This window comes from Myroides sp. DF42-4-2 (assembly GCF_030326445.1).
Taxonomy (GTDB): domain Bacteria; phylum Bacteroidota; class Bacteroidia; order Flavobacteriales; family Flavobacteriaceae; genus Flavobacterium.
The window spans coordinates 1-24769 of sequence record NZ_JACAKI010000022.1 but is presented as its reverse complement, the minus strand read 5'-3'; the positions used below and the strand labels follow the sequence as shown (position 1 = coordinate 24769).

16 protein-coding genes are annotated in these 24769 nt (G+C 37.2%); 11 read left to right on the top strand and 5 right to left on the bottom strand.

The features are described from left to right. Positions 1–55 precede the first annotated feature (55 nt). Positions 56–1588, bottom strand: coding sequence for a sensor histidine kinase (locus HX062_RS13895; RefSeq protein ID WP_286467811.1), 1533 nt, complete (start codon positions 1586–1588; stop codon positions 56–58). 21 nt (positions 1589–1609) lie between these two features. Then, entirely contained in the window at positions 1610–2827 is a 1218-nt protein-coding gene (locus HX062_RS13890) for an exo-beta-N-acetylmuramidase NamZ family protein (protein WP_286467810.1), read from the bottom strand. A gap of 7 nt (positions 2828–2834) precedes the next feature. Here HX062_RS13890 and HX062_RS13885 point away from each other — a divergent pair, with 7 nt between their 5' ends. Next, entirely contained in the window at positions 2835–4073 is a 1239-nt protein-coding gene (locus HX062_RS13885; RefSeq protein ID WP_182628559.1) for an ABC transporter permease, read from the top strand. Positions 4074–4547: 474 nt separating this feature from the next. Here HX062_RS13885 and HX062_RS13880 read toward each other — a convergent pair whose 3' ends face one another. Together HX062_RS13880 and HX062_RS13875 are read right to left on the bottom strand one after the other, a co-directional pair. Continuing rightward, on the bottom strand, positions 4548–5429 hold the full coding sequence (locus HX062_RS13880; RefSeq protein WP_182628558.1) for a helix-turn-helix domain-containing protein: 882 nt from the start codon (positions 5427–5429) through the stop codon (positions 4548–4550). A gap of 659 nt (positions 5430–6088) precedes the next feature. After that, positions 6089–6622 (bottom strand): GNAT family N-acetyltransferase, encoded by a 534-nt coding sequence (locus HX062_RS13875; protein ID WP_182628557.1) that lies wholly within the window; start codon positions 6620–6622, stop codon positions 6089–6091. A gap of 215 nt (positions 6623–6837) precedes the next feature. On the opposite strand from HX062_RS13875, the gene brnQ reads away from it, so the two are divergent. Next, positions 6838–8145, top strand: a complete 1308-nt coding sequence (brnQ, locus tag HX062_RS13870; protein ID WP_286467809.1) for a branched-chain amino acid transport system II carrier protein — start codon at positions 6838–6840, stop codon at positions 8143–8145. Positions 8146–8209: 64 nt separating this feature from the next. Here the strand turns inward: brnQ and HX062_RS13865 are convergent, their stop codons facing one another. Further along, positions 8210–9157 (bottom strand): 3',5'-cyclic-nucleotide phosphodiesterase, encoded by a 948-nt coding sequence (locus HX062_RS13865; RefSeq protein ID WP_286467808.1) that lies wholly within the window; start codon positions 9155–9157, stop codon positions 8210–8212. 173 nt (positions 9158–9330) lie between these two features. Between HX062_RS13865 and HX062_RS13860 the strand changes: the two genes are divergently transcribed. The 9 genes from HX062_RS13860 to HX062_RS13820 all read left to right on the top strand — a co-directional run bounded on the left by HX062_RS13860 (position 9331) and on the right by HX062_RS13820 (position 24392). After that, positions 9331–9879: a sigma-70 family RNA polymerase sigma factor gene (locus tag HX062_RS13860; RefSeq protein WP_182628554.1), complete on the top strand. Its 549-nt coding sequence runs from the start codon at positions 9331–9333 to the stop codon at positions 9877–9879. 113 nt (positions 9880–9992) lie between these two features. Beyond that, positions 9993–10919 carry a FecR family protein gene (locus tag HX062_RS13855; protein WP_182628553.1) on the top strand — a complete coding sequence of 309 codons (927 nt, stop codon included), beginning with the start codon at positions 9993–9995 and terminating at the stop codon, positions 10917–10919. Next, a complete protein-coding gene (locus HX062_RS13850; RefSeq protein ID WP_286467807.1) occupies positions 10916–14338 on the top strand; it encodes a SusC/RagA family TonB-linked outer membrane protein in 3423 nt (1140 codons plus the stop codon). Before HX062_RS13855 ends, HX062_RS13850 begins: the two co-directional genes overlap by 4 nt. Before the next feature lie 3 nt (positions 14339–14341). Next, entirely contained in the window at positions 14342–16027 is a 1686-nt protein-coding gene (locus HX062_RS13845) for a RagB/SusD family nutrient uptake outer membrane protein (RefSeq protein WP_286467806.1), read from the top strand. A gap of 2 nt (positions 16028–16029) precedes the next feature. Next, the gene (locus HX062_RS13840; protein ID WP_286467805.1) at positions 16030–17268 is read left to right on the top strand and encodes a YdcF family protein; all 1239 of its coding nucleotides are present in this window, start codon (positions 16030–16032) and stop codon (positions 17266–17268) included. A gap of 40 nt (positions 17269–17308) precedes the next feature. Then, positions 17309–18508, top strand: a complete 1200-nt coding sequence (locus HX062_RS13835) for a DUF5689 domain-containing protein (protein ID WP_182628549.1) — start codon at positions 17309–17311, stop codon at positions 18506–18508. 11 nt (positions 18509–18519) lie between these two features. Then, on the top strand, positions 18520–21744 hold the full coding sequence (locus HX062_RS13830) for a SusC/RagA family TonB-linked outer membrane protein (RefSeq protein WP_286467804.1): 3225 nt from the start codon (positions 18520–18522) through the stop codon (positions 21742–21744). A gap of 12 nt (positions 21745–21756) precedes the next feature. Then, positions 21757–23508 (top strand): RagB/SusD family nutrient uptake outer membrane protein, encoded by a 1752-nt coding sequence (locus tag HX062_RS13825; RefSeq protein WP_286467803.1) that lies wholly within the window; start codon positions 21757–21759, stop codon positions 23506–23508. After that, positions 23502–24392, top strand: a complete 891-nt coding sequence (locus tag HX062_RS13820) for an endonuclease/exonuclease/phosphatase family protein (RefSeq protein ID WP_286467802.1) — start codon at positions 23502–23504, stop codon at positions 24390–24392. The genes HX062_RS13825 and HX062_RS13820 overlap by 7 nt, the downstream gene beginning before the upstream one ends. Positions 24393–24769: the final 377 nt, after the last annotated feature.

The window sequence follows — 24769 nt, the reverse complement described above, 5'->3', positions numbered from 1 at the left end:
TTAAACTTAAAATTTTAAGGAGTGAGTGGATTTATTTTGGGAGTGAGTGGATATTTTAACAATTGATCAAGGGGAAAATACAAGTAAAAGTCTCATTATGTGAATAGGTTTCAAAGGTGTCTATTTGATAGTATTGGTATATTGAAGCAATATAGAACAAACCAAATCCTTCGCTTTCTTCTTTTTGCTCCTTGAGTTGAATATTATTGATCACGGTTGCGTATTCATTAGTTAAGGTTACTTGGATCAACAACGGCGTTTCTATCGTAGCAATATTGTGCTTCATCGCGTTTTCAACTGCAATTTGCAAGGCTAAATAAGGAATCTTAGTGAGCGTAGGCGCTTGTCGTTTATCGATGACTTCAAAGTGTAGTTCCTTCGGAAATCGAATGCGATGTAGAGCAATGTATTGTTCAATGAATTTTAACTCATCGTCCAATTCAACTAAATTGCTGTTGGGTGAGTGAATCAAATAGCGGTAGGTCTGACTCAAATCTAAAGTAAATTGCTGTGCTAAATCACTGTCAATGGTAATGAGCATATAAAGCGAATTCAAAGAATTAAAGAGAAAATGGGGGTTAATCTGATTTTTCAACTGCTTGAGTTGGATCAAAGCCTTTTCTTTAGTCAACTTCTCTAACTCTTCTTTTTCTTTATAAGCGCGTTTGCTCTCTAAATTGTAAAAGTAAAGCAATAGGAGGATGATTGATATGGAGCTAATAAAAATTAAATAAGTATTTCGCTTCAAGGGAATTACGTTTTCATCTACATTTACTTTTGGAAAATTTATACTGATATACCCTTTAAAACTGGCTACGTTAAAAGCCGTAAAAAAGCGATATACTTCTAAGTTTAAAAATTCAGATTGAACGACCTGAGGAAGGGATTTATTGTTTTTATGGGTGGTTGTATCTCGACTTGTTGTCGAGGAAACTTCAAAGACGTTCTTCCCTATTAAACTGATTTCAGGGTGATAAATACAGGTGCCATCTGCTGCGAATATATAAGCGTAGTTTGGCGTGGTGATGTCAATTGTTGTCAGGTGTTTGTGGAGTTCATTTAGGTCAAAGGTAAACCCCGTTAAAATGCGTTTATGCTCTCTTTCTATATAGGTCCAAATGACCCAATACAAATCCTGATGAAGTTGGATGAAAGTATTGGTATTTGTTAGCGGTTGATGGTGTATCAGCTGTTGCACAAAGGGCGTTTCCAACGGCATTACTGAATCTGGACTTAGGTTGTGTTCTTCTATGTGTTGAGTCGAATCTATAACGATATACCAATTATAGCTAGGTATGCTGTTATAGGGTTGTATCTCATTGACCACATTATACTTAAATTGAAGCTGATCTAAGGGGGTTTCCTGAACGAGATCCGCCAACAAGTGTAGCTGATTGTCAAATTTTTTAAACTCTTCTTCTAACGCATTTTTTCGATGGTTAAAACTTTTTTTGATAATATCTTGATAGGTCTCTTCGTAACTGCTGTTGATAGAATTACTCAAGAACAAAATTGCCACAGAGGTAATGCTCACAATGGCAATTGCAATACTCAAAAGTGTTCTACGTGAAAGCAGGAGTTTTTTCATAAAAAGTACAACTTGTTACAATTAATACAGAAGGTATGGGGTACGAGTTACCGCAAAGGCTGATAAGCCTTCTATCCAAGATTGTCTAATTTCGTCTTCTGTTAGACCAGCAATAATCTGCTGCTTCAACTGTTCTGTTCCCGCTAACTTAACAAAGAAATTAGTAAAGAATTTTTCTTTGTTTTTCGATTGCTGATAAGCTTTTAACAACCATTTTATTTCCAGTTTATTGACGTATTCCTCTTTTGAAAGATCCTCCCCGTAGCACAATTTTCCATTGTTCATCGGATCTTTCGCTCCTGCATTGGGTTTTGGGGTAAAGCTAAAAGGCATATGCTCTAAATACGGCGATCCATAAATCTGAAATTGCAACGAGGTACCGCGACCAGAACTGACATTTGTACCTTCAAAAAAACACAAACTCGCATAGAGGTTGATGGCTTGGTCATTCGGCAAATTGGGCGATGGAGCTACCGGAAGAGCGTATTGCATGCTGCGGTCATAATTTAAATTGGGAATGACGGTTAAATCTGCTTGAATCCCGTTTTTTAACCATTTCTCACCATTTATCATCAATCCATACTCGCCTATGGTCATGCCGTGTAAGGTAGGGATGGGGTGCATGCCGACAAAACTCTTGTTTTTCATTTCCAAAATCGGACCATCAATAATAGCAATATTAGGGTTGGGACGATCTAAAATGACGATTGGAATATCGTTTTCTGCACAGGCTTCCATTACGTAATGAAGGGAGGAAATATAGGTGTAAAATCGAGCGCCAACATCTTGCAAGTCAAATAGCAAAACATCAATGCCAGCCAATTGGTCTTTGGATGGTTTTTTGCTGTTGCCATAAAGCGAAATAATAGGCAAACCCGTTTGGGTGTCCTTGCCGTCTTTTATTAATTCTCCCGCATCCGCCGTTCCTCTAAAACCGTGCTCTGGAGCGTAAATCTTGATGAGATTAATCTTATTTTGAATTAAAAAATCAACCGTTGAGGTATAGTCTGTTTTCGTAATGTCCTGGCGGACAACCCCCGTTTGATTTGTTAAAATACCCACTTTTTTGTTGCGCAATAAATCAAAATAAGCCGCTGTGTTTTCAGCACCTACCACAATTGTCGATACAGCAGAAGGAATCCCATCTGGAGCTGGTGAAAAAGAATAAGAATTTACACTATAAATCAATAGGGTTACTAAGAATAATAATGTATTTTTGACTGTTGAATTTGATATCATAACAAAGTTGAAATTAGAATATTTTATAGCTAAACGCTTAGTAACTACAAAGAATCATAAAAGTAGTGTATCTGCTCCGATTATTAAAATCGCCATAACAGCCATTGCTTTGGGGATTATTATGATGCTTGTCTCTGTTGCTACAGGTTTGGGCTTGAAACACAAAATTAGAGATAAAATTTCAGCTTTCAGCGGTCATATTGTAATTACTAAGTACGATGCCAATATTACTGACATTACGCTGAAACCAATTGAATTAAATCAGCGTTTTTACCCTAATTTTGACGAGGTAAAAGGAGTGAAAAATGTGCAACCATTTGCTTCAAAAGCGGGAATTATCCGCACAGAAAATGCTTTCGAAGGAATCATTTACAAAGGAGTAACCGCTCAGTATCACTTTGGGGAAATCGAAGAATACATCGAACAAGGACGCCTACCAGTGCTGAAAGAAGGGGAAATGAGTAACGAAATTTTGATGTCAACTTATATTGCCAATCGCATGGGCTTTCACTTGGGCGATAAAGTAAATACCTATTTTATGAAAGATTGGGGAAATAAAGTACCCAATATTCGTCAATTTGAAATTGTCGGGCTGTATAGCTCAGGATTGCAACAGTTTGATGAAAATATAATCCTTGGCGATTTGCGCCACGTTCAACGGTTAAATCGCTGGTCTGCCAATGAAGTAGGCGGATTCGAAGTTATCTTGGACGACTTTGATCAAATTGAAGAGAAGGGAAGTGAAATTTATTTGAATTTGCCTTCTACTGTGGATAGTAAAACCATCGTCGAAAAATATGAGAATATTTTTGGCTGGCTAGGGATGTTTGACTTTAATATTAAAGTAATCATCATTATCATGATTGCCGTAGCGTCTATTAATATGATTGTCGCTTTGCTCGTGCTAATTTTGGAACGCACTCAAATGATTGGGATGCTGAAAGCTTTAGGCGCTACAAATTGGAGTGTGAGAAAAATATTTTTATACAATGCCTTTTACTTAATTGGAAAAGGACTCTTATACGGGAATCTCATTGGATTAGGGATGCTCTTTATTCAAAAGTATACAGGTTTGATTAAATTAGATCCAACGTCTTACTATGTGCGTGAAGCTCCCGTGTTGATTCGCTTATCTGATGTTGTATTGCTCAATGTTGGTGTAGTTCTTGTAGCGATGCTCGTACTGCTGATTCCCTCTTATTTAATAACAAAAATATCGCCTGTTAAGGCTATTCGATATGATTAAAAAAGGTCGCTGAAAGACCTTCCTCATCAAGTTTCTAACTTTTAGGCATCTCTATATCGTCCTCTTTTAAGCAAAAAAACGAATCATAAACGATGACCCATCTCGTTGTTAATTGTACTTTTTATTTTGTTTTATACCCCTTGTCATTAAGGATGCTGTGCACGGTCATAAAAGAGTTATTAGTCTAAGACATTGGGGTAAACAAATATCTAGAATTAAGTACAAAGACCCTAAAAAACTATTCATTTTGTGATGCAAACACAGGCCTTAGCTGAATGGACATAGTCGTCTAAACTAGTAAGGGCAAGTAGCAGGTGGTGTGGCTAACAGTTGCTTTGTATCTCGGTAGAGCACATAGGATTAAGGCGTATCCATAGGATACGCCTTAATTTAAAGAAATTAGTATGAACAAGATCCTCTAATATAGAGTAAAAGAGTGGTTTTTGTGTTGATCTTTAGCGGAAGAAAAACGTATTATTTTCTTAGTTGCTTGGGAGAGTAACCTGTATATTTTTTTACAAAACTCGAAAAGTAAGTAGCATATTCAAAACCAAGAGTAAAGGCTATTTCAGATACACTCATGGTAGAGTGTTTTAGTAATCGCTGGGCTTCAATTAGAATGCGTTCTTGTATAATCGTAGTGGTTGGCTTTCCCAGGGTTTGCTTCACTACAAAATTCAAATAGTTGGTATGAACATTCAACATGAAGGCAAAGTCTGTCGCTGTTTTTAATCGAACCACTTGATGCTTGTCAGTAATGGGAAATTGCTTTTCGACTAGTTCTAAAAATTGAGCACACAAGCGATTCGTTGCATTTTTCTTTTCTGTTAAAGTGTAGGTGCTCTTTAGTTTGTTAGCTTGATGAATAATAATCTCTACATAATTCCGCAAAATCTCCTGTTTCAATGGATAATCCTGTCGGTGTTCCATGACAATATTTTCAAATAAGGACCGGATCATTCGATCTTGCTCTAAATCTAAAGCATAAATAGGTGTTGCTTGTAAGGCGTGTAAGGTAGAGCGAATTTCGTTGCTTTTAAAGCCAAGAAAATTATTGGTGAACAAGCAAAAAAAACCATCCGGTGATTCGGAAGTTGGCTCAAGGGTATAGGTAGATAATGGATTTGAAAAAAATAAAATTGGACCACTAAATTCACGGGTTTCCGTACCGCAGAATAACTTGCTTTTACTGTTTAAATACGATACCTTATAATGTGTCTTTATATTATAAGGTATGAGTAACTCTTTGCCTTCTTTCTGTGAGTAAACAGCGAATTCCTTTGCATTAATGTTAAATATAGTCGTCAGATCTTGATCGATATCATCCAATTCTATCTTTGGGGTTGAATTTGTCATTTTTTTCGCTTATTGGTTTCTTACATATAGATTCTGGTATCATTAAAGCGTGATCTTATTTATTTGTGTTTTATAGGTATTGGTAAAATTATGTATTATTGTAACTTTATGTTTGATTAAAATGCGTTATTTGTTGTGTTTTTTATATATTTTTAAAAATATGTTTTCATACTGTATCTTGTCCATGACAAAATGTGTTTTTAGTAAGTGTTAGTCGTTTTTATTGTGAATTGAATTCGAAATATCAGTAATATTTATTCCGTTGTAGTCTGAGGTTGAGGTTTTTACTGGTAATTTTTATTTATAATCAAAAGGCGATTCAAAAAATAGAGCCAAGAAAACACAAAAGTCCAACCGCTCAATTAAAAAACAGTCTGCTCTAGGTAGAGCGTAAACTCCATGATCAAGATCAACTTTTTTTAAAAAAAAGAGACTTTTTTAATTTTTTTTGATCGTTTGTATGTAGCGGTTTTACCCTTTTACAAAATGATACGCACAAGTGCACGAATATTAAAAGGAAGTCAAAGGGAAGTGTTGTTGTACATGCATGTGCTATTGTATAAATGCAAAAAGGCAGGTACCTTTTAGCTAGTCAGCAAGTACACAGTGCAATTGTCGTCTGTTAACAAGATAAAAAAGGCAAGTAGTAGGTGTAGGGCCTAAATGGATGGATCTACAAGGGACTTGCTGTATATAAGTTTAGTGTTTGCTGCGTCAATGGACACTGAAGCAAGATGCAAAAAAGAGCAGCGTTCGAGTAACTTTTTAGAATTGATATTTGATTCAAATAGCTGTGCGCGAATATGGGTATACGCCAAGTGTTGTTGAGCGAATTGTTCTACTCCACATAATAATTCAGTGGCAAACCCTCTTTTCCAATACGTTTGGTGTAAGATATACCCGACTTCGATGTGGGTGGGAGCGTCTCCACAGGGAAATAAACCAATTTCTCCAATTGTAATGCGAATGCCAGCCTCTTCCCAAATAATTTTGTATAACCCGATTTTTTTGTCATACAGTGTTTGGTTCATCTGGTATTTCGCTTCCAAATCAGCAAGTGTCCAAGGTGATTTATTGTTTGGAATCCACTGCATAGTGACGGGGTGATTGTGTAGGGCTAATAAATCGCCATAATCCAAAGGCAAATGAATAGGGCAAATAGATAAGCGCTCTGTTTTAAATAGAATAGACATTTGATCTTACATGTAAAAAGTAGATAAATATACGGGTTTTGTATTGGTTTTCAGGGAAGTAAGAATGTGAAAATTTTTGATAAAAAATATAATTAATATTCTATATTGTGATATATAATTCAAAGTTAAGTTTTAAATAGCATGATTTTTGTAGGATTAAATTATGATTATTTTAGAATTTTTAAATTGAATCCAACTTAATACAATCAAAACAAATGAAACAGAAGTCAATCGGTAATATATTAACAATTGGGTTTGCGCTATTCGCTATGTTTTTCGGCGCAGGAAATATCATCTTACCTCCAATCATTGGTTTGATTACTGGAGAAGATTGGACATCGGCAGTGACGGGTTTTACTATTACTGCTATTATAGCTCCTTTTCTTGGAATACTTGCTGTGCTGTTCTCAGGGGATGAGTTTACGGATTTAGGGAAAAGAGTCAATAGAACAGGTGGGGTGATTTTAGCTACCATGATTATTTTGAGTATCGGTCCGCTTGTTGCAATTCCGCGTACCGCTGCAACGACGTTTGAAGTTGGATTGGCGCCAATCTGGCCCGATTTTAGCCCTGTAATTTCCTCTATATTGTTCTTTGGTGTAACGCTAACGCTCTCTATATCTCCTTCTAAAGTTGTGGATATTATTGGAAAATATCTTACACCTTTGCTGTTAATCTTACTGGTTGTTATGATTCTGATGGGGGTGCTTTATCCATTAGACGTTACAGAAGATACGGGAATAAATCCTGTTGAATCTTTCCGTATTGGTTTTGCAGAAGGGTATCAAACAATGGATGTACTGGCATCCGTTATTTATGCGGGAATTATTATATCCGCAGTGAAAGCCAAAGGATATACTAGTACAGAAGCTAAAACAAAAGCAACCTTCTTATCAGGCGCTGTAGCAACTTCTTGTCTATTGTTTATCTACGGAGGACTTGTATATCTTGGTGCAACTTCTGGCTACACTGCTTCGGGTGATTTAAAAAGGACGGAATTATTGCTCTATATATCAAATAGCGTCTTGGGAAATGAAGGTACAATTGCTTTATCCTTGTGTATTGCCCTAGCGTGTTTAACCACTGCAATTGCCTTGGTTTGCGCAACTGGAACCTTTTTTAGTCAACTAACTAAAGGTAAAGTAAGCTATAAAACAATTGTAATCGCGACCTGTGTTTTTTCCGCTATCCTCGCTGTAAATGGAGTAGATCAGATTATAGATTATGCAGGACCTTTCTTGGGCATTATCTATCCGATTACCCTTACCTTAATATTATATGTAGTTGTTTTTGGAAAGATAGTCAAAAGCAAAGTGCCTTTTGTAGGTGCCATTATTACGACAACAATTTATTCTTTAGTGCAATTTTTCTTGACAATCACCTTGAAAACCGCTGCAGAAGATAGTTGGCTATGGGAAGTTGAGAAGGGATTACACAAGATTCCGCTATACAGTTATGACGTTCCTTGGTTATTGCCTTCTTTTGTTGTGTTTTTAGTGGCTTACCTCTTCAATCGAAATTAGAAATACGTTTAACTAAAAACGTAAAAAAATAGAACCCCGCCTTTATGAGACGGGGTTTCTTGCTTTATAGGGATATTTTTTCACCTTGTTTTGGAAAAATATAGTTTAGCTGTAGTGGATTTTCTTGGAATAGCTCTTGTTTGATAACTTCAATTTGATTTCCTGATGGCTTTAGGTGAGTCACAATCAGCTTTAAGTCCTTTAAGTTTTCCAGCCCTGCATATTGTGCCAACTTGTTTAACTCTTCCTGTAATAGTTTAGGTGTTAAGTGACCAAAGAGTAAATGTTCCGGTTGACTATTGGGAAAAGAAACCTCTAATAAGATTGTCTTTAGGTTTTTATTGCGCACTAAAGGGGCAATGTATTGCCAAATCTCATCTAGGTGATTGGTCTTTTCAATGCGATCTGCTCCAGTGTCTCCAAAGTACAAGACATAGTCATTGTTGTTTTTGAGTAAGATAGCCGAACTCTTTTGTGGATTGACATGACTCAATTCAAATATCTCCGCAGTAAAGGTTGTCTGGTCTATAGCAAAAGATTGTAACGGTTTTTCCTTCTTATAGGTATATTTACCCAAGATAGGAGATTCTCCTTCGCTTCCAAAGTTCGCCCAAGAAGCATTGGTGAAATAATTGTGCTTAAAAATAGCAGTCACGAAAGGCAAGGAGTATATCGGTTTAGCCGAATCTTCAGGTGAGTTAATAATCAAACCCGATACGTGATCCAAATGCCCATGCGATATAAAGTAACCTTTAATGTAATTTTGGAGGACAGTTTCAAAGGAAACCTCAAAAGTGCCCTTTTCAATAGCTTTGTTTATGCCACTTCTTATCGTTCCTGCATCAAGGGCTAAATAACTATTGCTGTTTTCAACTCCTACTAAATAACAAGATAAATTACTTTCATCTCCGCCACCATAAACCCCCAAGGGAATAATTTCAAGGTTCTGCGCAAATAGGGAAGAAGTACTGTAAAGTAAAAAAGTGGACAGTGTATAAAAAAGCTTTTTCATGTGATTCTAATTTTTTACAAAAATACGAGATAATCCTAGGAGACCTTATCCGATCTATACTTTTTTATTTTCACTCAAAAGTTAACTAATATGGAGGTAACAGTTTAGTAATAGCTCCATAATCTTTCCCATCCTCTTGCGATATACCTTTGGCTTGAACTAATGAGAACGAAATGGATCAAAAGGATAAATGGATCAATGATCACTTTGAACTATACTGGGATGAACTCTATACGTATTCGTGTAATATTGTCCGCGATCACTTGGTAGCAGAAGATGTAGTACAAGATGTTTTTGTACAAATATGGAATAACTTTCATCAATTGACCATTTTAGATCCCAAGGCTTATCTTTGGAGAAGTGTGCGAAATCGAAGTATTCTAGCTCTAAAATCAATTGATTTTGATACAGTTCAAATTGAAACAGTTTATCACGTTCTTACTCAAAATGAGTCGTTGTCAGAAGAAGAACAAGGATATTATAAGGAAGAATTGGTGCACCTTGTTTTTGCTAAAGCTAGAGAGGTGCTCCCTCAACGATGTTTGGAAGTATTTGAGTTGCGCTATGGCAGCCATTTAACCTATAGGCAAATAGCTGAAAAACTCAGCATATCTGAAAGTACGGTAGATAAACAAATTCACAAAGCGATAAAGAGCTTAAAAACAAGTTTGCCTTATGCTATTGACGTGATGACTGTACTGTTGATTATTAGTCAAGCTTAGGTTGCGTATAGGTTATTGATCCAAGGGTATATTATCTAATTGTTAAGAAACAACAAGAGGAATGGGGAGAATGGGCTATGTCTCACTCTTAATTATAGAAACCCATTAGACCCATGATTAATAAGTTTAGACAACTTTGTGAGAAATACCTGAATCAAACCGCTACACAAGCAGAGCAAAAGGTAGTAGATGATTTTATCCAGGAACTACAAAAACAGGCCTTCACTACAGGCGAACTTGTTCGAGAAGACAAACAACTAAAACAGCGAATTTTTAGTAGTATAAAATTCAAAACAGTAGTTCGTAAGAAAAAACAAAGACGTCAACAAACTCTATTGCTATTAGTTGCTTTTTTAGGTTTGATATGCACTAGCTTGTGGCTAACGTCCAATTTTATTTTTAAAGATACACTTCAATATACAGTAGCCCGAGGGGATGAACCTAAACGCTTTGTGCTGGATGATGCAACAGAAGTAGAGCTAATGCCCGGTTCTCAATTAATACTCCCCTCTGATTTTAATGCTGTTGATCGCCGAGTAACATTAGAAGGAGAAGCCTTTTTTAATGTAAATCGCAATGCAACCAAGCCTTTTATTGTACATACAGAACAAGTTTCGGTAACGGTTTTAGGAACTTCTTTTACGGTTCGTGCTTCAGAAGTTGTGGTTCGTACAGGAAAAGTGACGGTTGAAAATCAAAAGGATACTTTGGATAAAGTATGGTTAAACGCTCATGAGAAAACTACCTTGTTTGACGGGCGTCTTCACTCCTCTACAGTTGATGTTTTAACTCTAATATCAACCAATAAAGAGGAGCTTGTTATGCATGAATTACCCTTGATTACCTGGAAAAAAAGAATAGAAGAAGAGTTTAATGTACAACTTCATTTTGAGGGTATCTCTACCACAGATTTTTTTACTACGGGAGATTTTAGACATACCTCCCTCAAAGATATTCTACACAGTTTTTGTTTTATTCACCAAGTGAGATACACGGTTTCAGGCGCTGCTATTCACTTTGAAAACGAGTGGAACGGATGAAATGTTTAAGAAGAAAGTATCTGAATCTTGGCCTTGTGCTTAGTATGCTGCTCCTGCAGTATGCCGAACTTTTTGCTTCTTGCCAATCCATATCCGTTTTGCCTCCTAAAAATATAATTGTGCTACAACATAAAACCAATAGCATAGCAACACTCTTTTCTCTAATTGAAAAACAAACTCAATTTAGGATTGTATATTCTTTGGAAGCTATTGATACTTCTCGTACGATTCATTCCTCTACCCTGCATGTTGACTTAGGGACTTTATTGGCTCAAATAACAACGAAACGGGATATGATGTACAGTGTAAGTGGAAATTTAATTTCCTTTAAAAATGGAAGAAAAGCTCAAGAACGATCGGCTACCTCAGAAACTTCCAATTCAATCGATTTGATTCAAGGGAGCATTAAAGATCAACAAGGACAGCCTCTTTCACACGCTGTGGTTCGCCTTTTGCATACCCCTGACTTTGCAAGGACTGATGAGGAAGGGAATTTTAGCATTCAACTTGTCAAAGGAATAAAGCATCCTATTTTGTTGGTAGAACTAGTAGGGTATGATCCAATAGAAGTTGCTGTTACCTCTATACAAGCAAAACAATTGCACCTGCAACTAACCAAACAAAATAAAGATTTGGAAGAAATTGTCATTACTGGATATGCCAATCAAAGAAGAGCTAATTATACTGGAGCTGTTGAGCATATTTCCGGTTCGGCAATCAACGATTTACCGCATGGGGATCTCGTAGATATGTTAGATGGAAAAGCAAAAGGTGTTCAGGTATTCAGCGCACATAGTCCTGGTGGTGGAAATGCTATGGCAATACGTGGTCTCAGTACCATACACGCGAATGACCCCCTAATTATCCTCGATGGATTACCCTTGGTTAATGGGTTAAATACAATCAATCCCAATGATGTAGAACATATTCAAATTTTAAAAGACGCTGATGCATCGATGTACGGATCAAGAGCAGCAAATGGCGTCCTATTGATTACAACCAAAAAAGGGGATGATCTAAATGCTGTGACACTTGCTCTATCTAGCTATGCAGGTATTCAATATGCTGTGAATCTACCTACAATGCTCAATGCAAAACAGTATGGCCAATTACTTTGGCAAGCGTATCAAAATGATGGAGTATTGCCCAATCACAGTATTTATGGTAATAATCCCACAGCAATACAACTACCTGAGTATTTAACTGCTGATCAAACCATTCGAAGTGCAGACGTAAATTGGGTCAAATCAATTTTTACTCCAGCGCGTATTCAATCACATAGTTTTTCTGTTTCAAAAGGCGATACCCAAGCTAAACAGTTATTTAGTTTAGGCTATTTTGAACAAAAAGGAATTATTAAAGACACGTATTTTAAACGACTTACTGCTCGATATAACTCTAGTTATCAGTTGTTTAATTCTCATCTTGTGTTAGGGGAAAATGTAAGTTTAGCCTATGCAGATCAAGTCGAAATTGGCACGAATAAAGCCTTAAATTCTATTGTATATGATGCCTATATGTATCCCTCTATTATTCCTGTGTACAATGAATCGGGCGATTTTTCAGGAAATCCTATTAATGACAGACAAAATCCTCTAGGACGCTTACACCGAAATAAGGATAATAAAGTGAAACAATTAAGAGCTTTAGGCAATCTTTATGCTCAGGCTAACTATGGGGATTTTTCTTTCAAAACTTCCTTAGGACTTGATTTTCAGAATGTAAATGCAAAGCGGTTTTCTGCGACTTTTGATGAGTTATTCGTGCAAAATGAGGTGAATGCCCTGACAACAGAAAGTAGGTTTAATTACGAAATGGTTATGAGCAATACGTTGGGATACCAACGCCAATTTCAAAATCAATCCGTTCAATTACTCCTAGGACAAGAGGCAATCCAATACTATTATGAGGGATTATCTGCTTCAAGACATCACTTTTTGCAAGAAGATCCCTCCAATTGGTTCTTGGATTATGGAACACAAAATCAACTCAATTCAGGCAATGCCTATCAATGGAATTTAAGTTCCTATTTTGCAAAAGTCTCTTACAATTACAAACAAAAATATTTAGGTGGGTTGCTCCTTAGGCGCGATGGTACATCGCGGTTACAAAAACACAAATGGAGTAATTTCCCTGCGCTTTCATTGGGATGGAGGATTAGTGAAGAACATTTTTGGCCGTTAAAGCAACAAAATACCACGGCATTAATGAAATTTAACTGGGGAATTAGTGGAAATCAACAAGTTCCTACGTATTCTACTGTTCAAAGTTTTAGCCACAACAACTACAATTCGAATTATGATATTGATGGATCTCAACATACAAGTGAAACTGGGTTGGTTTCCACACGTGTAGCCAATCCCAATTTGCGATGGGAATCAACTGAGCAAGTCTCTGCTGGATTGGATGCTTCTTTTTTTTACGATAAGTTGAGGTTCACCGTTGATTTCTATTCAAAGAAAACCAAAGACCTTCTTGTCTACCGATCACTGCCTCTGACTTTTGGTGGTGCACATAAAGGACAATGGATAAATGATGGAGTGGTACAGAATAAAGGTATTGAAATCGGACTCGAGTATCGCAATTCTTTTCAGGGACTCGATTGTGCTTTTGAGTTACTCTTTACACAAAATAAAAATAAAATGACCCGTCTATCATCTACCTCTTATTTGACCATTCCCAGTTCGTCTTTACACGATGTGAATTTTGGACAAGAGGTCTCTAGAACAGCAGTAGGAGCGCCAATAGGAGCATTTTACGGTTATAAAACAGCTGGAGTTTTTCAAAACCAAACAGAAATAGAAACCTATGGTTTACAACCCAATGCACAACCAGGGGATTTGCGCTTTGTTGATACCAACCAAGATGGGACAATCGACCATAGGGATAGAACCCAAATAGGAACGCCTCACCCCAAATTTACTGGGAGTTTATCCATGAACTTTGCCTATAAAAACATCGAATTACAACTGTTTTGGATTGGTAGTTATGGTAATGAAATATATAACCTTACGAAGTATCAAACGCATTTTTTTAATCAAGAGGCTTATAATAAATCAACTGAATTATTAGGAGCATGGACGGTGGACAATCCAAACAGTTCAATCCCAAGATTAACAAGGGATGATCCCAATAATAATATTCGTCCTTCTTCCTATTATATTGAAGATGGTTCATTTTTGAAATTGAGTCAGCTTCAAGTGGCCTATTCCTTTGAAAGCAAACGGTATAAAAAAGCCAAATTCAGACTATACTTCCAGGTCAGTAACGTTTTTACACTGACTAAATATTCAGGAGTCAGCCCAGAAGTGGGATTTCAAAATTACGCTAGTAACAATAGAAGCCTTGATCTCGGCGTAGATCGAGGACTGTATCCACCAGCTAAAACAATGTCTCTAGGTTTTACCATTAGCTATTAAACGATGAAGAAGAAAAAAAATATATCCTTTTATCTGTTGAGTTTGCGATTCCTTTTGGCAGTAAGTATCACGTCATTGTGGGCTTGTAATTCAGATTTTTTAACGGAGACACCTCCAGGAGAGTTGTTACCCGAAGAGATAACTACAACAGAACATGTTGAAAAATTGATCATTGGAGCCTATCAAATACTCAATGGACAACTAGATAATTCTTCCAATGCAATGAATTCACCAGCCTCTAATTGGAGCTTTGGTGATGTGATGTCTGATGACGCTTATAAAGGAGGGGGAGGAACAGGAGACCAAGTGCAAATACACCGTATGGAAATGTATCAAACAGACCCAACGATTCTCGATGTTGAACGCAAATGGAGCGTTTTGTATGAAGGAATTTACAGGGTCAATACAGCTTTGCGTTTGTTGGAGCATGTCGATGATTTTGATCAACAACACAAACAACAAAGAAAGGGGGAACTCTACTTTTTGAGGGGACACTATTACTTTGAGTTAAAACGTCTTTACAATCGAATTCCCTATCTAGATGAAAGTATCGTTGACATGGACGCCTTTACTGTTTCCAATGTTCTCTATACATCAGAGGAACTGTGGGAAAAAATAGGTCAAGATTTTTTGCGAGCCAGTGAGCGACTTCCCCTTAAGCAAATGGAAGTGGGAAGACCTACACAAACGGCAGCGATTGCCTATCACGCTAAAGTGAAATTATACCAAGGAAAGTGGGAAGAAGTTATTCATTTAACCCAACAAGTGCTAGGAAGTACTTATGGTTTATATGCTGATTTTGAAGGACTTTTCTTACCTGAAAACGACAACAATAAAGAAATCATTTTTGCTGTGCAGCACGCCATACAAGATGGTAGTCTTCACAATTATAACGGGAGCGTCGGAGATAGACTCGCTTCACCTGGTGGGCCGTTTTATCCGCAATATGGTTTTCATCGTCCCTCTCAAAATTTAATTAATGCTTTTCGAACAAATGAACATGGATTACCAGTGTTGGATACCCTAGATCTCCGTGCTAGTGATTTTGTAGATCCACGATTGGACCATACAGTTGGACGACCAGGAATACCCTATCGCGATTTAGGTATTCTGTACCACCAAAGTTGGGCTAGAGACGAGGCTACATATGGACCGTATGGTCCCAAAAAACGCATCGTTTCTGCAAAATCACCATACTATAGTAAGACTTGGCCGTATGTTTCGGCATTGAATTACTATGTGATTCGATATGCTGAGGTCTTGTTGTGGAGGGCAGAAGCCTTGGTTGAACAAGGAGATTTTAATCAAGCTCAAGTCTTAGTAAATCAAATTCGCATGCGAGCGAAACAATCACAGTACGTAAAACGATTAGATCAACAAGGTGCTGCTGCGCCTTACTATATCGAACCCTATAAAAACCCATGGCGAACAAAAGAACAAGCCCAAAAAGCGGTTCGATTAGAGTCGAGATTAGAACTAGCCCTAGAAGGTGAACGCTTTTTTAATCTTGTGCGATGGGGAATTGCCTCGGATGTCATCAATAATCAATATTTACCTCGAGAAAAACAAAAGAGAAATTTCTTAACCAACGCTCATTTTCAAAAAGGAAAAAATGAGTACCTCCCTATTCCTCAGCGCTATATCGATGGAGCAGGGGAGATTAAAATCGAACAAAACCCAAATTATTAAGTATGAAAAAAATGATGTTGCTGTTTGTTTTTGCTGCCTGGAGTTTGACTGGATCTGCTCAGGAAAGCCACAACAATAAAACAGTTGAACAATTGAAGGAAAACAATTTTTACTTTTTTAGTCAGCTCCTTCAAAATGCAGAAGTGAGTCAGCACGTGTTGAAAAGTAGAAAACTCCAAGCTTGGACAGAAAATCAAAAAGTAAAACTTGAAAGTCAAGCGGATGTAACACAAATCAAAACAGCTGATCAATTGATCACCCCTTATCTTTTTACAAAAGAAGAAATGGCTGCCATAGTTAGTGAATTTCAAAAGATGAGCAAGCACAAAGATGTGAAGAAATTTGTTCAATCTATGCGAGATTCAGGAAAGTATGCAAATTTGGATACTGCAAACGACGATTCATTTCTCGCTGAAATTGTCCGATTAAATTTAGAAGGAATCAATCACACCTTAAATGTATATGGTAAAGGATTGGATCCGTTCTATCCAAAAATTGACGCTGTTTCTTATGAGGTAACCTCCAATTACTACAAGCGAACCTTGCTTTATTGGTCTAGTCATTTATTGGAGAACGGAAAGGACATCTCCTTGTTTTTTGAGCGTTCACTAGACTATGCTTTGTATTTGATGTATTTCAATCATCGAGATGAAGGCGTTCGCTATGAATCGTTAGACGAGCAGTACAATGCAAAGGCAATAGACTATGCAAAAGAAGTTGATTTTGGATCCTACCCTTATAATGCGCTGCTTGTCTTAGGGGATGGACCAGCCAATTATCGAGATCCTTTATCGGCTTTAGGAAAGCTTAATTTAGAGATTGCTGTGGCTCAATACAGACAAAAGAAAGCACCCTTTATTCTTGTTTCAGGAGGACACGTACACCCCAACAGAACTGCAACTTGTGAAGCAATTGTCATGAAAGACGAGTTGATGAAAGTCTACGGTATTCCTGAGAAAGCCATTATTGTTGAACCTTATGCTCGACACACTACAACCAATTTGAGAAATGCAACCCGTTTAATGCTGCGCTATGGATTTAATATCAAACAAAAAAGCATGATCGTCAGTCACTATAATCACATTAGGATGATTTACGATGCCAAATTCAAACAGCGATTCGTCACAGAATTAGGCTATCTCCCAGGGGAATTTATCGAAATAGAAAATGGTGAACTCCTAGAGTACTATCCTGTAGAAGTCATGACACAGATTAATCCGCTTGAACCTCTAGATCCATAACCTAATAAAAATAGTAACCAAGAACGTAAACCTAAACGAAATGAAACAAAAATTGTTTTTTTTATTCGCCTTGTTGAACCTAGCTTTTTTAGCTAATTGTTCTTCTTCCGATGATCAATTGGAACAAAGGCCTCAACCCAAAACTATTGAGCATTTGCGAAAAGTAACCCTATCGCCCGACTTAAAATTTGGAGCCACAGCGCTAACGGCTGTTGTGGTGAGTGATCCCGCTCAAGGAAATACCGAACACAATTATCTCGTGGTACAAGATAAAATAGCAAAAGCGGCGATTGTATTAGAATTGACCAATGCAGTTCGCTATAAAGTGGGGGAAGTCGTAGAAATTAACCTCGAAGGAGCAACCTTACAAGAAGTAGATGGAGAAAAAATAGTCAAAAATATCTCAGGAGTAAATGTAAAAGTTACTGGAGAACAACTTCAAGTTGCACCAATTGCCGTTGATCTTTCAACGTTGAAGAAAGAAGTTCCTTATTGGGGGCCTATTTTAGTAGTGTTAGACGATTTGCAAGTCGATACACAAGACCAGACAACTTGGCAAGGAAGTCGTCAAGTAAGTGATGGCATTGCCACAGCTGCATTAGAAGTGCGTAAAGAAGCGCAATTCGCAGATCAGCCTATAGTGAAAAAATTAGCCACACTAGCAGCAATTGCTCGAATGGATGAAAAAGGAGTTAGACTGATGCCTCGCTCATTAGAAGATATGACACTCAAAATTTCAGAATTGAAAGAAGATTTCGAACAGAGCTCTAGTAGTTCATACGATGTAAAAAGTTTACTTTTTAGAACAGGAGAATGGATTATTGATGGTGGAATTACGGCCGCAACGGATGCAGATCCTAAAAATGGAGCACAGAGTATTCGTCTACAAGGACATGTATCGAATGAGCTGAGAAAAGGAATCCTCAGTATGAATTTTGATTTAGATGAACCCGTACAAACGTTAAAAATACACCACGGAATTTATCCTGCTAAGGCAGAAGTAAATAACGAAAACCCAACCTTATTAAGCGTCGAAATTTCGATGGATCAAGGCGCAACGTATCACAGTATTGGTGAAATCGAAGTAGATACTAAATCAAAAGAATTAAAAGTATCAGAATTTAAAATAGAGGAACACAAGCAAGGAAAAATGAGATTTAGAGTAGTCAATATTTCTCAACCTTTCGAAAATGGCAATAGACCTCGAGTAAACATAGATGATATCATATTCGGATTCTAAGTAGTCAAGCAATGAAACAGATAGAACAAAACATAAGGTATTTCGTTTGTACTTTTTTTATCCTACTTGCAACAAGTGGGTATGCTCAAGCCCAAAGCGTAGTGATTAAAGGTAAAGTACAAGCAGCAGATGGTCATTTGCCTGGTGCAAGTGTAAAAGATACTAACACAGCCACACTTGTGCTTACTGATCTCGATGGTAGATTTTCCATTCAAACCACCACTACTACAGGGGTATTAGAAGTATCCTTATATGGTTATGTCACTGAGCAAGTCCGCTTTGAGCAAGGAAAAGAGGTTCTCGTACATCTAAAAGAAGAAAATCAACATCTTGATGAAGTGGTAGTAGTGGCTTATGGTGAACAAAAAAAAGAAAACCTAACAGGAGCTGTTGATCAAATAAAGGGAAGTGCATTAGAAAATCGTGCAATACCTAATGCGGCTCTGGGCTTACAAGGGTTAGTAGCCAACTTAAATATTGCCCCTACTGATGGAAAACCAACCCAATCTCCACGTTTTAATATTCGAGGAGCAACCTCGATTGGACAAGGAGGTAGTGCTTTAGTATTGATTGATGGAGTAGAAGGAGATCCCGCTTTGTTAAACGCAAATGATATCGAAAGTGTTTCGGTACTGAAAGACGCCTCCTCTGCCGCTATTTACGGTGCTAGAGGTGCTTTTGGTGTTGTGCTTATCACAACGAAAAAACCAAAAAAAGACCATTTCGTAATTTCATATAGTCAAAATGTAAGTTTTAAAAAACCAACGCGACTACCTGATTTTGTAACAGATAGTTACACTTGGGCATCGATGTTTAACGAAGCTTTCTCTAGTTGGAATAACTACAGTAGTACACCACAAAATGTCAATAAAACCATGCCTTTCTCTCAAGAATATTTGTTGGAGTTAGAACGAAGATCTAAAGATCCCAATGCTCCTAAAGTAGAAATCGACCCTCAAACAGGAGAATATGTGTATTATGGAAATACGGATTGGCAAAAATTGTTGTATAAAGACCAAACGTATGCCCTCACTCATAATTTGTATTTGTCAAGCGGATCAGAGAAAAGCCAATTCTCATTAAGTGGACAAATTATCGATCAAAAAGGATTGTTTCGCTACAATTCTGATGACTATAAAATGTATAATTTCAGAGCGGTTGCTAGTTCAAAACTACGTTCGTGGTTGGATTTCTCAAATACTGCCTCTTTTGCTAAAACAGCCTATCACAATCCCTTAAATGTAGGAGAAGCAGGAGGAATATGGCGAAATATGGTTGCAGAAGGACACCCAATGAGTCCAATGTTAAACCCTGATGGTACCCTGACCCATTCTGCAGCTTATACCGTAGGTGATTTCTATTATGGGAAAAATGGACTAGATAAAAACAATAAGTTATTCAAAAATACGACCAGTTTTAAGGCGAATATAAAAGAAGATGTAGTAAGTGTAAATGCAGATTTTACCTATCAATTGAAAGTAGAGGAAGAAACAAGAAGACGAGTGCCCGTGCCTTTTAGCAAGTCCCCGGGTATAATTCAGTACCTAGGGGCTAGTACAAACGATTATCGCGTGATGAACCGAAATACAGAATACTTGACGTCAAACGTATATCTCAAATTCAAACAGAATTGGAATAAGCATAATTTCAATGCACTCGTGGGGGTGAATCAAGAAATGTCAACTTTCAAAAATACAGGTTCTCAACGCAATGGACTTCTTTTTGACGATGCAAATGATTTGGACTTAGCAACGGGAGAATCCATGGTCGTATCAGGAGGATATGAACGCTGGAGTCTATTAGGCGGTTTTTATCGCTTAAACTATGATTTCGATAACCGCTATTTGATAGAACTAAACGGTCGATATGATGGATCTTCGAAGTTTCCTAGCAATGAACGATTTGCATTCTTTCCCTCTGTTTCTGCAGGATGGAATGTATCAAACGAACCATTTTGGAACCTATCTCCTCAATACATTAGTTTACTGAAACTTAGAGGATCCTATGGCGCTTTAGGAAATGGTAATATTCGTTCGTATTCGTTTATCGAACAGCTAATGATTAATAGAGAATTGAGAATCCTAAATGGGGATTTAGCTACTTACACTTCAGCTCCTAGCGTGATTCCCAAAGGACTAACTTGGGAAACCGTAACAACAAAAAATATAGGGTTAGACGTTAACTTCTTCAATAATCGATTGACTTTTAGTGGAGATGTTTACAGTAGAACAACAAAAGATATGTTCACCCTTGGGCCAGAGTTACCCGCTGTTTTTGGATCGAGTTCCCCTAAAGGAAATTATGCCGACTTGCGTACCAACGGATGGGAACTTACAATAAACTGGAGAGATCAGATTAACCTATTGGCAAAACCGTTCAATTACAATGTTCGTTTTACACTAGCTGATAATAAAACTAAAATAACAAAGTACAATAACCCTACTAATAAGCTGAATGATTATTATGCAGGTCAGCAATTAGGTGAAATTTGGGGCTATGTTACCGATGGCTTTTTTACTTCAGAAGATCAGATTAAAAGTTCAGCGAATCAAGATTTGTTCAGCTCAACAGCTCAAGGTGTTTGGCGTACAGGCGATATAAAGTTTCAAGATTTAAACAACGATGGGGTTATTGATAATGGTGATAATACGGTTGATAATCCAGGTGATCGCAAAGTAATAGGTAATTCATTGCCTCGTTATACCTTTGGTTTACAGCTTGCTGCTGATTGGAATAATTTCTTTTTTTCAGCATTCTTTCAAGGGGTAGGTAAACAAGATTGGTATCCGAGTAAAGGAGCAAACTCGTTTTGGGGACAGTATAATGCACCCTATGGACATCCACTTCAATCACAACTAGGCGAAATTTGGACAGAAGATAATCCAAATGCTTATTTCCCTCGCTATACTGGCTATCTCGCTTGGTCTGATTCGGGGACACTGCGTCAAACCCAAACGAAATACTTGCAAAATGTAGCATATATCCGTTTAAAAAATATTCAATTCGGTTATGACTTAGCAAAACTATTGCCTAAACATATGGGAGTAGATACCCTACAATTGTATGTGTCAGGTGAAAATTTATTCACCTATTCACCCTTTTATAAACGTTCGAGCGCTATTGATGTTGAAAATATTGGAGCCTCTGATCAAGATTTAGCCAATACAAATTATGGGGATGGTTTTAATTACCCCCTTTTAAAGAGTATCTCTTTTGGAATTAATATCAGTTTTTAAAAATTAAGTACGATGTCAAAAATAAATTTCTTCTACACTTTTCTACTTCTCTGTTGCGTCGGATGTGCAGAGTTAGACCAAGATCCTGTATCTACAGTGAGTAGAGAAGCTGTTTTCAATAGTGAAAAAGGATTGGAATTGTATTCCAAATCCTTCTACCAAATCTTGCCAACGACCAACGAAATCCTCCGTGGAGATAATATGGCCGATTATATAGTGCGCAAAGATGTGCCTAATTTTTTTAGAGCAGGTGCTTTTGGACCGAAACAATCCTCTGGATGGAGTTGGGGACAATTGCGAAATGTTAACTATTTTTTGGAGCAGAACACATCGAGTCAAATTGACCTAGAGACAAGAAACCATTACAACGGACTGGCGCGTTTTTTTAGAGCTTTGTTTTATTTTGAAAAAGTAAAGCGATTTGGAGATGTGCCCTGGATCAATAAAACTTTAGATGTAGATGACGATCAGCTTTATGCAGGTAGAGATTCGCGCGTGCTTGTGATGGATGCGATAATGCAAGATCTCGATTTTGCCTATACTCATATCAGAACAAAAAAAGAAGCCTCAAGAACACTAATTACAAGAGAAGTAGTTGCAGCCTTTAAATCGAGAATTGCCTTATTCGAAGGAACTTATCGCAAGTATCATACCGAACTTAATCTCGCTTCCACAGCCGATGATTTCCTACATCAAGCTGTTATAGCGGCTGAATTAGTAATTTCAAGCGGGCAATATAGTTTACATACCAAATCAGAAACTCCATATCGCGATCTATTTATACAAGATCAACCCAATGCCAATGAGTTTTTGTTGGTCAATGCCTATGATAAAGAACTAGGTATACTCCACGATGCCAATTGGTATTATACGAGTGCCTCCTACGGAGATCGAATTAGTTTTACTCGTAGTTTCATGCATACCTTCCTCAATCAAGATGGTACTTTCTTTACATCCAATGCTTCCTATAAAACAAAAACCTTTATGGCAGAAGTAGAGCAGCGCGACAAAAGATTGTCCCAACTTATCCGTACAAAAGGTTACCAAAGAAATATTGGTGGAATCCTAACACCGACTCCTCCCGTATTTAGCTATACCTACAGTGGATATCAACCCATCAAGTGGGTAAAGGATGATGTGTCTTATGATAGTGGTCGAAATAATACAAATGCAGTTCCAATTCTGAGATATGCTGAGGTCTTACTCAATTATGCAGAAGCCTTAGCAGAGCTAAACCTCATGTCAGAAGAACAATGGCAAGAAACCATCGGTAAATTAAGAGCACGAGCAGGAATTGAAAATAATGAAAGCAAGCCCAATACAGTAGATACATACTTGCAATCTACCTTTTATCCTGGAATTTCAGATCCAGTAGTTTTAGAGGTAAGGAGAGAAAGAGCCATTGAACTCGCTTTAGAAGGCTTTCGATTTGATGATGTCCTGCGTTGGAAGTTGGGAAAATTGTATGAAAAGGAAAGAAATGGAATCTATGTCGAACAACTTGATGAACCAATTGACTTAAATAGTGACGGTGTTTTAGATGTCGTCTTTTATATAGGTAAACCCAAAGACCAGATCCCAGGCGTGAACTACGTGAATGTGGATCCTACAAAAGGAGGATTACGCTTGTCAGAAACAACAAAAGGAGAATTAGAATGGTTGTGGAATGATCGTATTCAATGGGTAGACAAATTCTATTTATACCCAATTCCAGAAAAAGACTTATTAATCAATACAAATTTAAAACAAAATCCAGGATGGTAAAATTGAAAAAAATCACTAGTAAAGTAACGAGTCTCGTTATTTTAATGTTCACTTTAGCTTGTAATTCAAGTGATAATGTAGTCGGAAATGAAAAAGACAAGGAACAAGAACAAGGAGGAGGAAAAGAAGAAGGTCCCAAAGAGGAAGCAAAGGTATTGACCTTGATGAGTTATAACATTCATATCGCTAACCCACCATCAAAAGGAGAGGGATTTGTAGATATCGATGCTATTGCAGCAGTAATTAATGCAGAAAATCCAGATGTGGTATTGTTACAAGAAGTGGATCGATTTACTGATCGATCAGGTAAAACCCTAGATCAAGCCTTAACATTAGGTGCAAAAACAAACATGAATTATTACTTTGCTAAAGCTTTAAATCGCTCAAATGGAGAATATGGTGTTGCTGTTTTAACCAAAAAAGAACATAAACTTTCAGTTAAACACAGTTTACCCGGAGCTGAAGGAACAAAATCAGAATTGAGAACCATTGGTTTAGTTGAAATAGAATTTGAGGAAGGGCAAAGTATGTATGTTGCTTCTACGCATATTGATCACCTAGAAGACCGCAGTAAACAAGTGCAAATAAGAGAAATGATGAATTTCTTAACTCCTTATAATAGTAAACCCATTATTCTAGGAGCTGATTTAAATATGCCACCAACACATGAGTTGTGGAATTCATTATCCACTATGTTTCAAACAGGGTGTATGGGAACATGTCCTTTGACTGCTCCAGCTAAAAAACCGAGAACAACAATTGATTATCTGATGATGAATGAAAAGGCTAGAGAAATTTTTTCAGTAACCGATTATTATACTGTAAAAGATGATTATGCATCAGACCATTTTCCTGTTGTAATGAAAGTAGAAATGAAAAAATAAAAAATGTATTCGAGCAACTCTGAGTTTAAGTTGAAGCCAAAGCGACTCTAGTAATACATGTAAATGCCCCAACAAGTTAGATACTTTCGGGGCATTTTCTATGAATAGAAAACAGAAATATGCCTTCACTTAGGCATGCGTGAAGAAACTGTGGCTCTTTGTTCTGCTAACCCAATGTCACTTGCTCCTATTTTCTAAGTTTTTTTTTGTCTCCTTCTATATGTATACATGATTCGTACGTTGTGCGTCTGTCTCGTTCTGCTATAGCTATACAGTTTTTGTTCATATTCCCGTTTTGTACTTTACAACGAGCATCGAACGAAGAACGAAGAGCAACGAGCAACCTACAAAAAAAAATTTCGATCTAACGTGCGTTA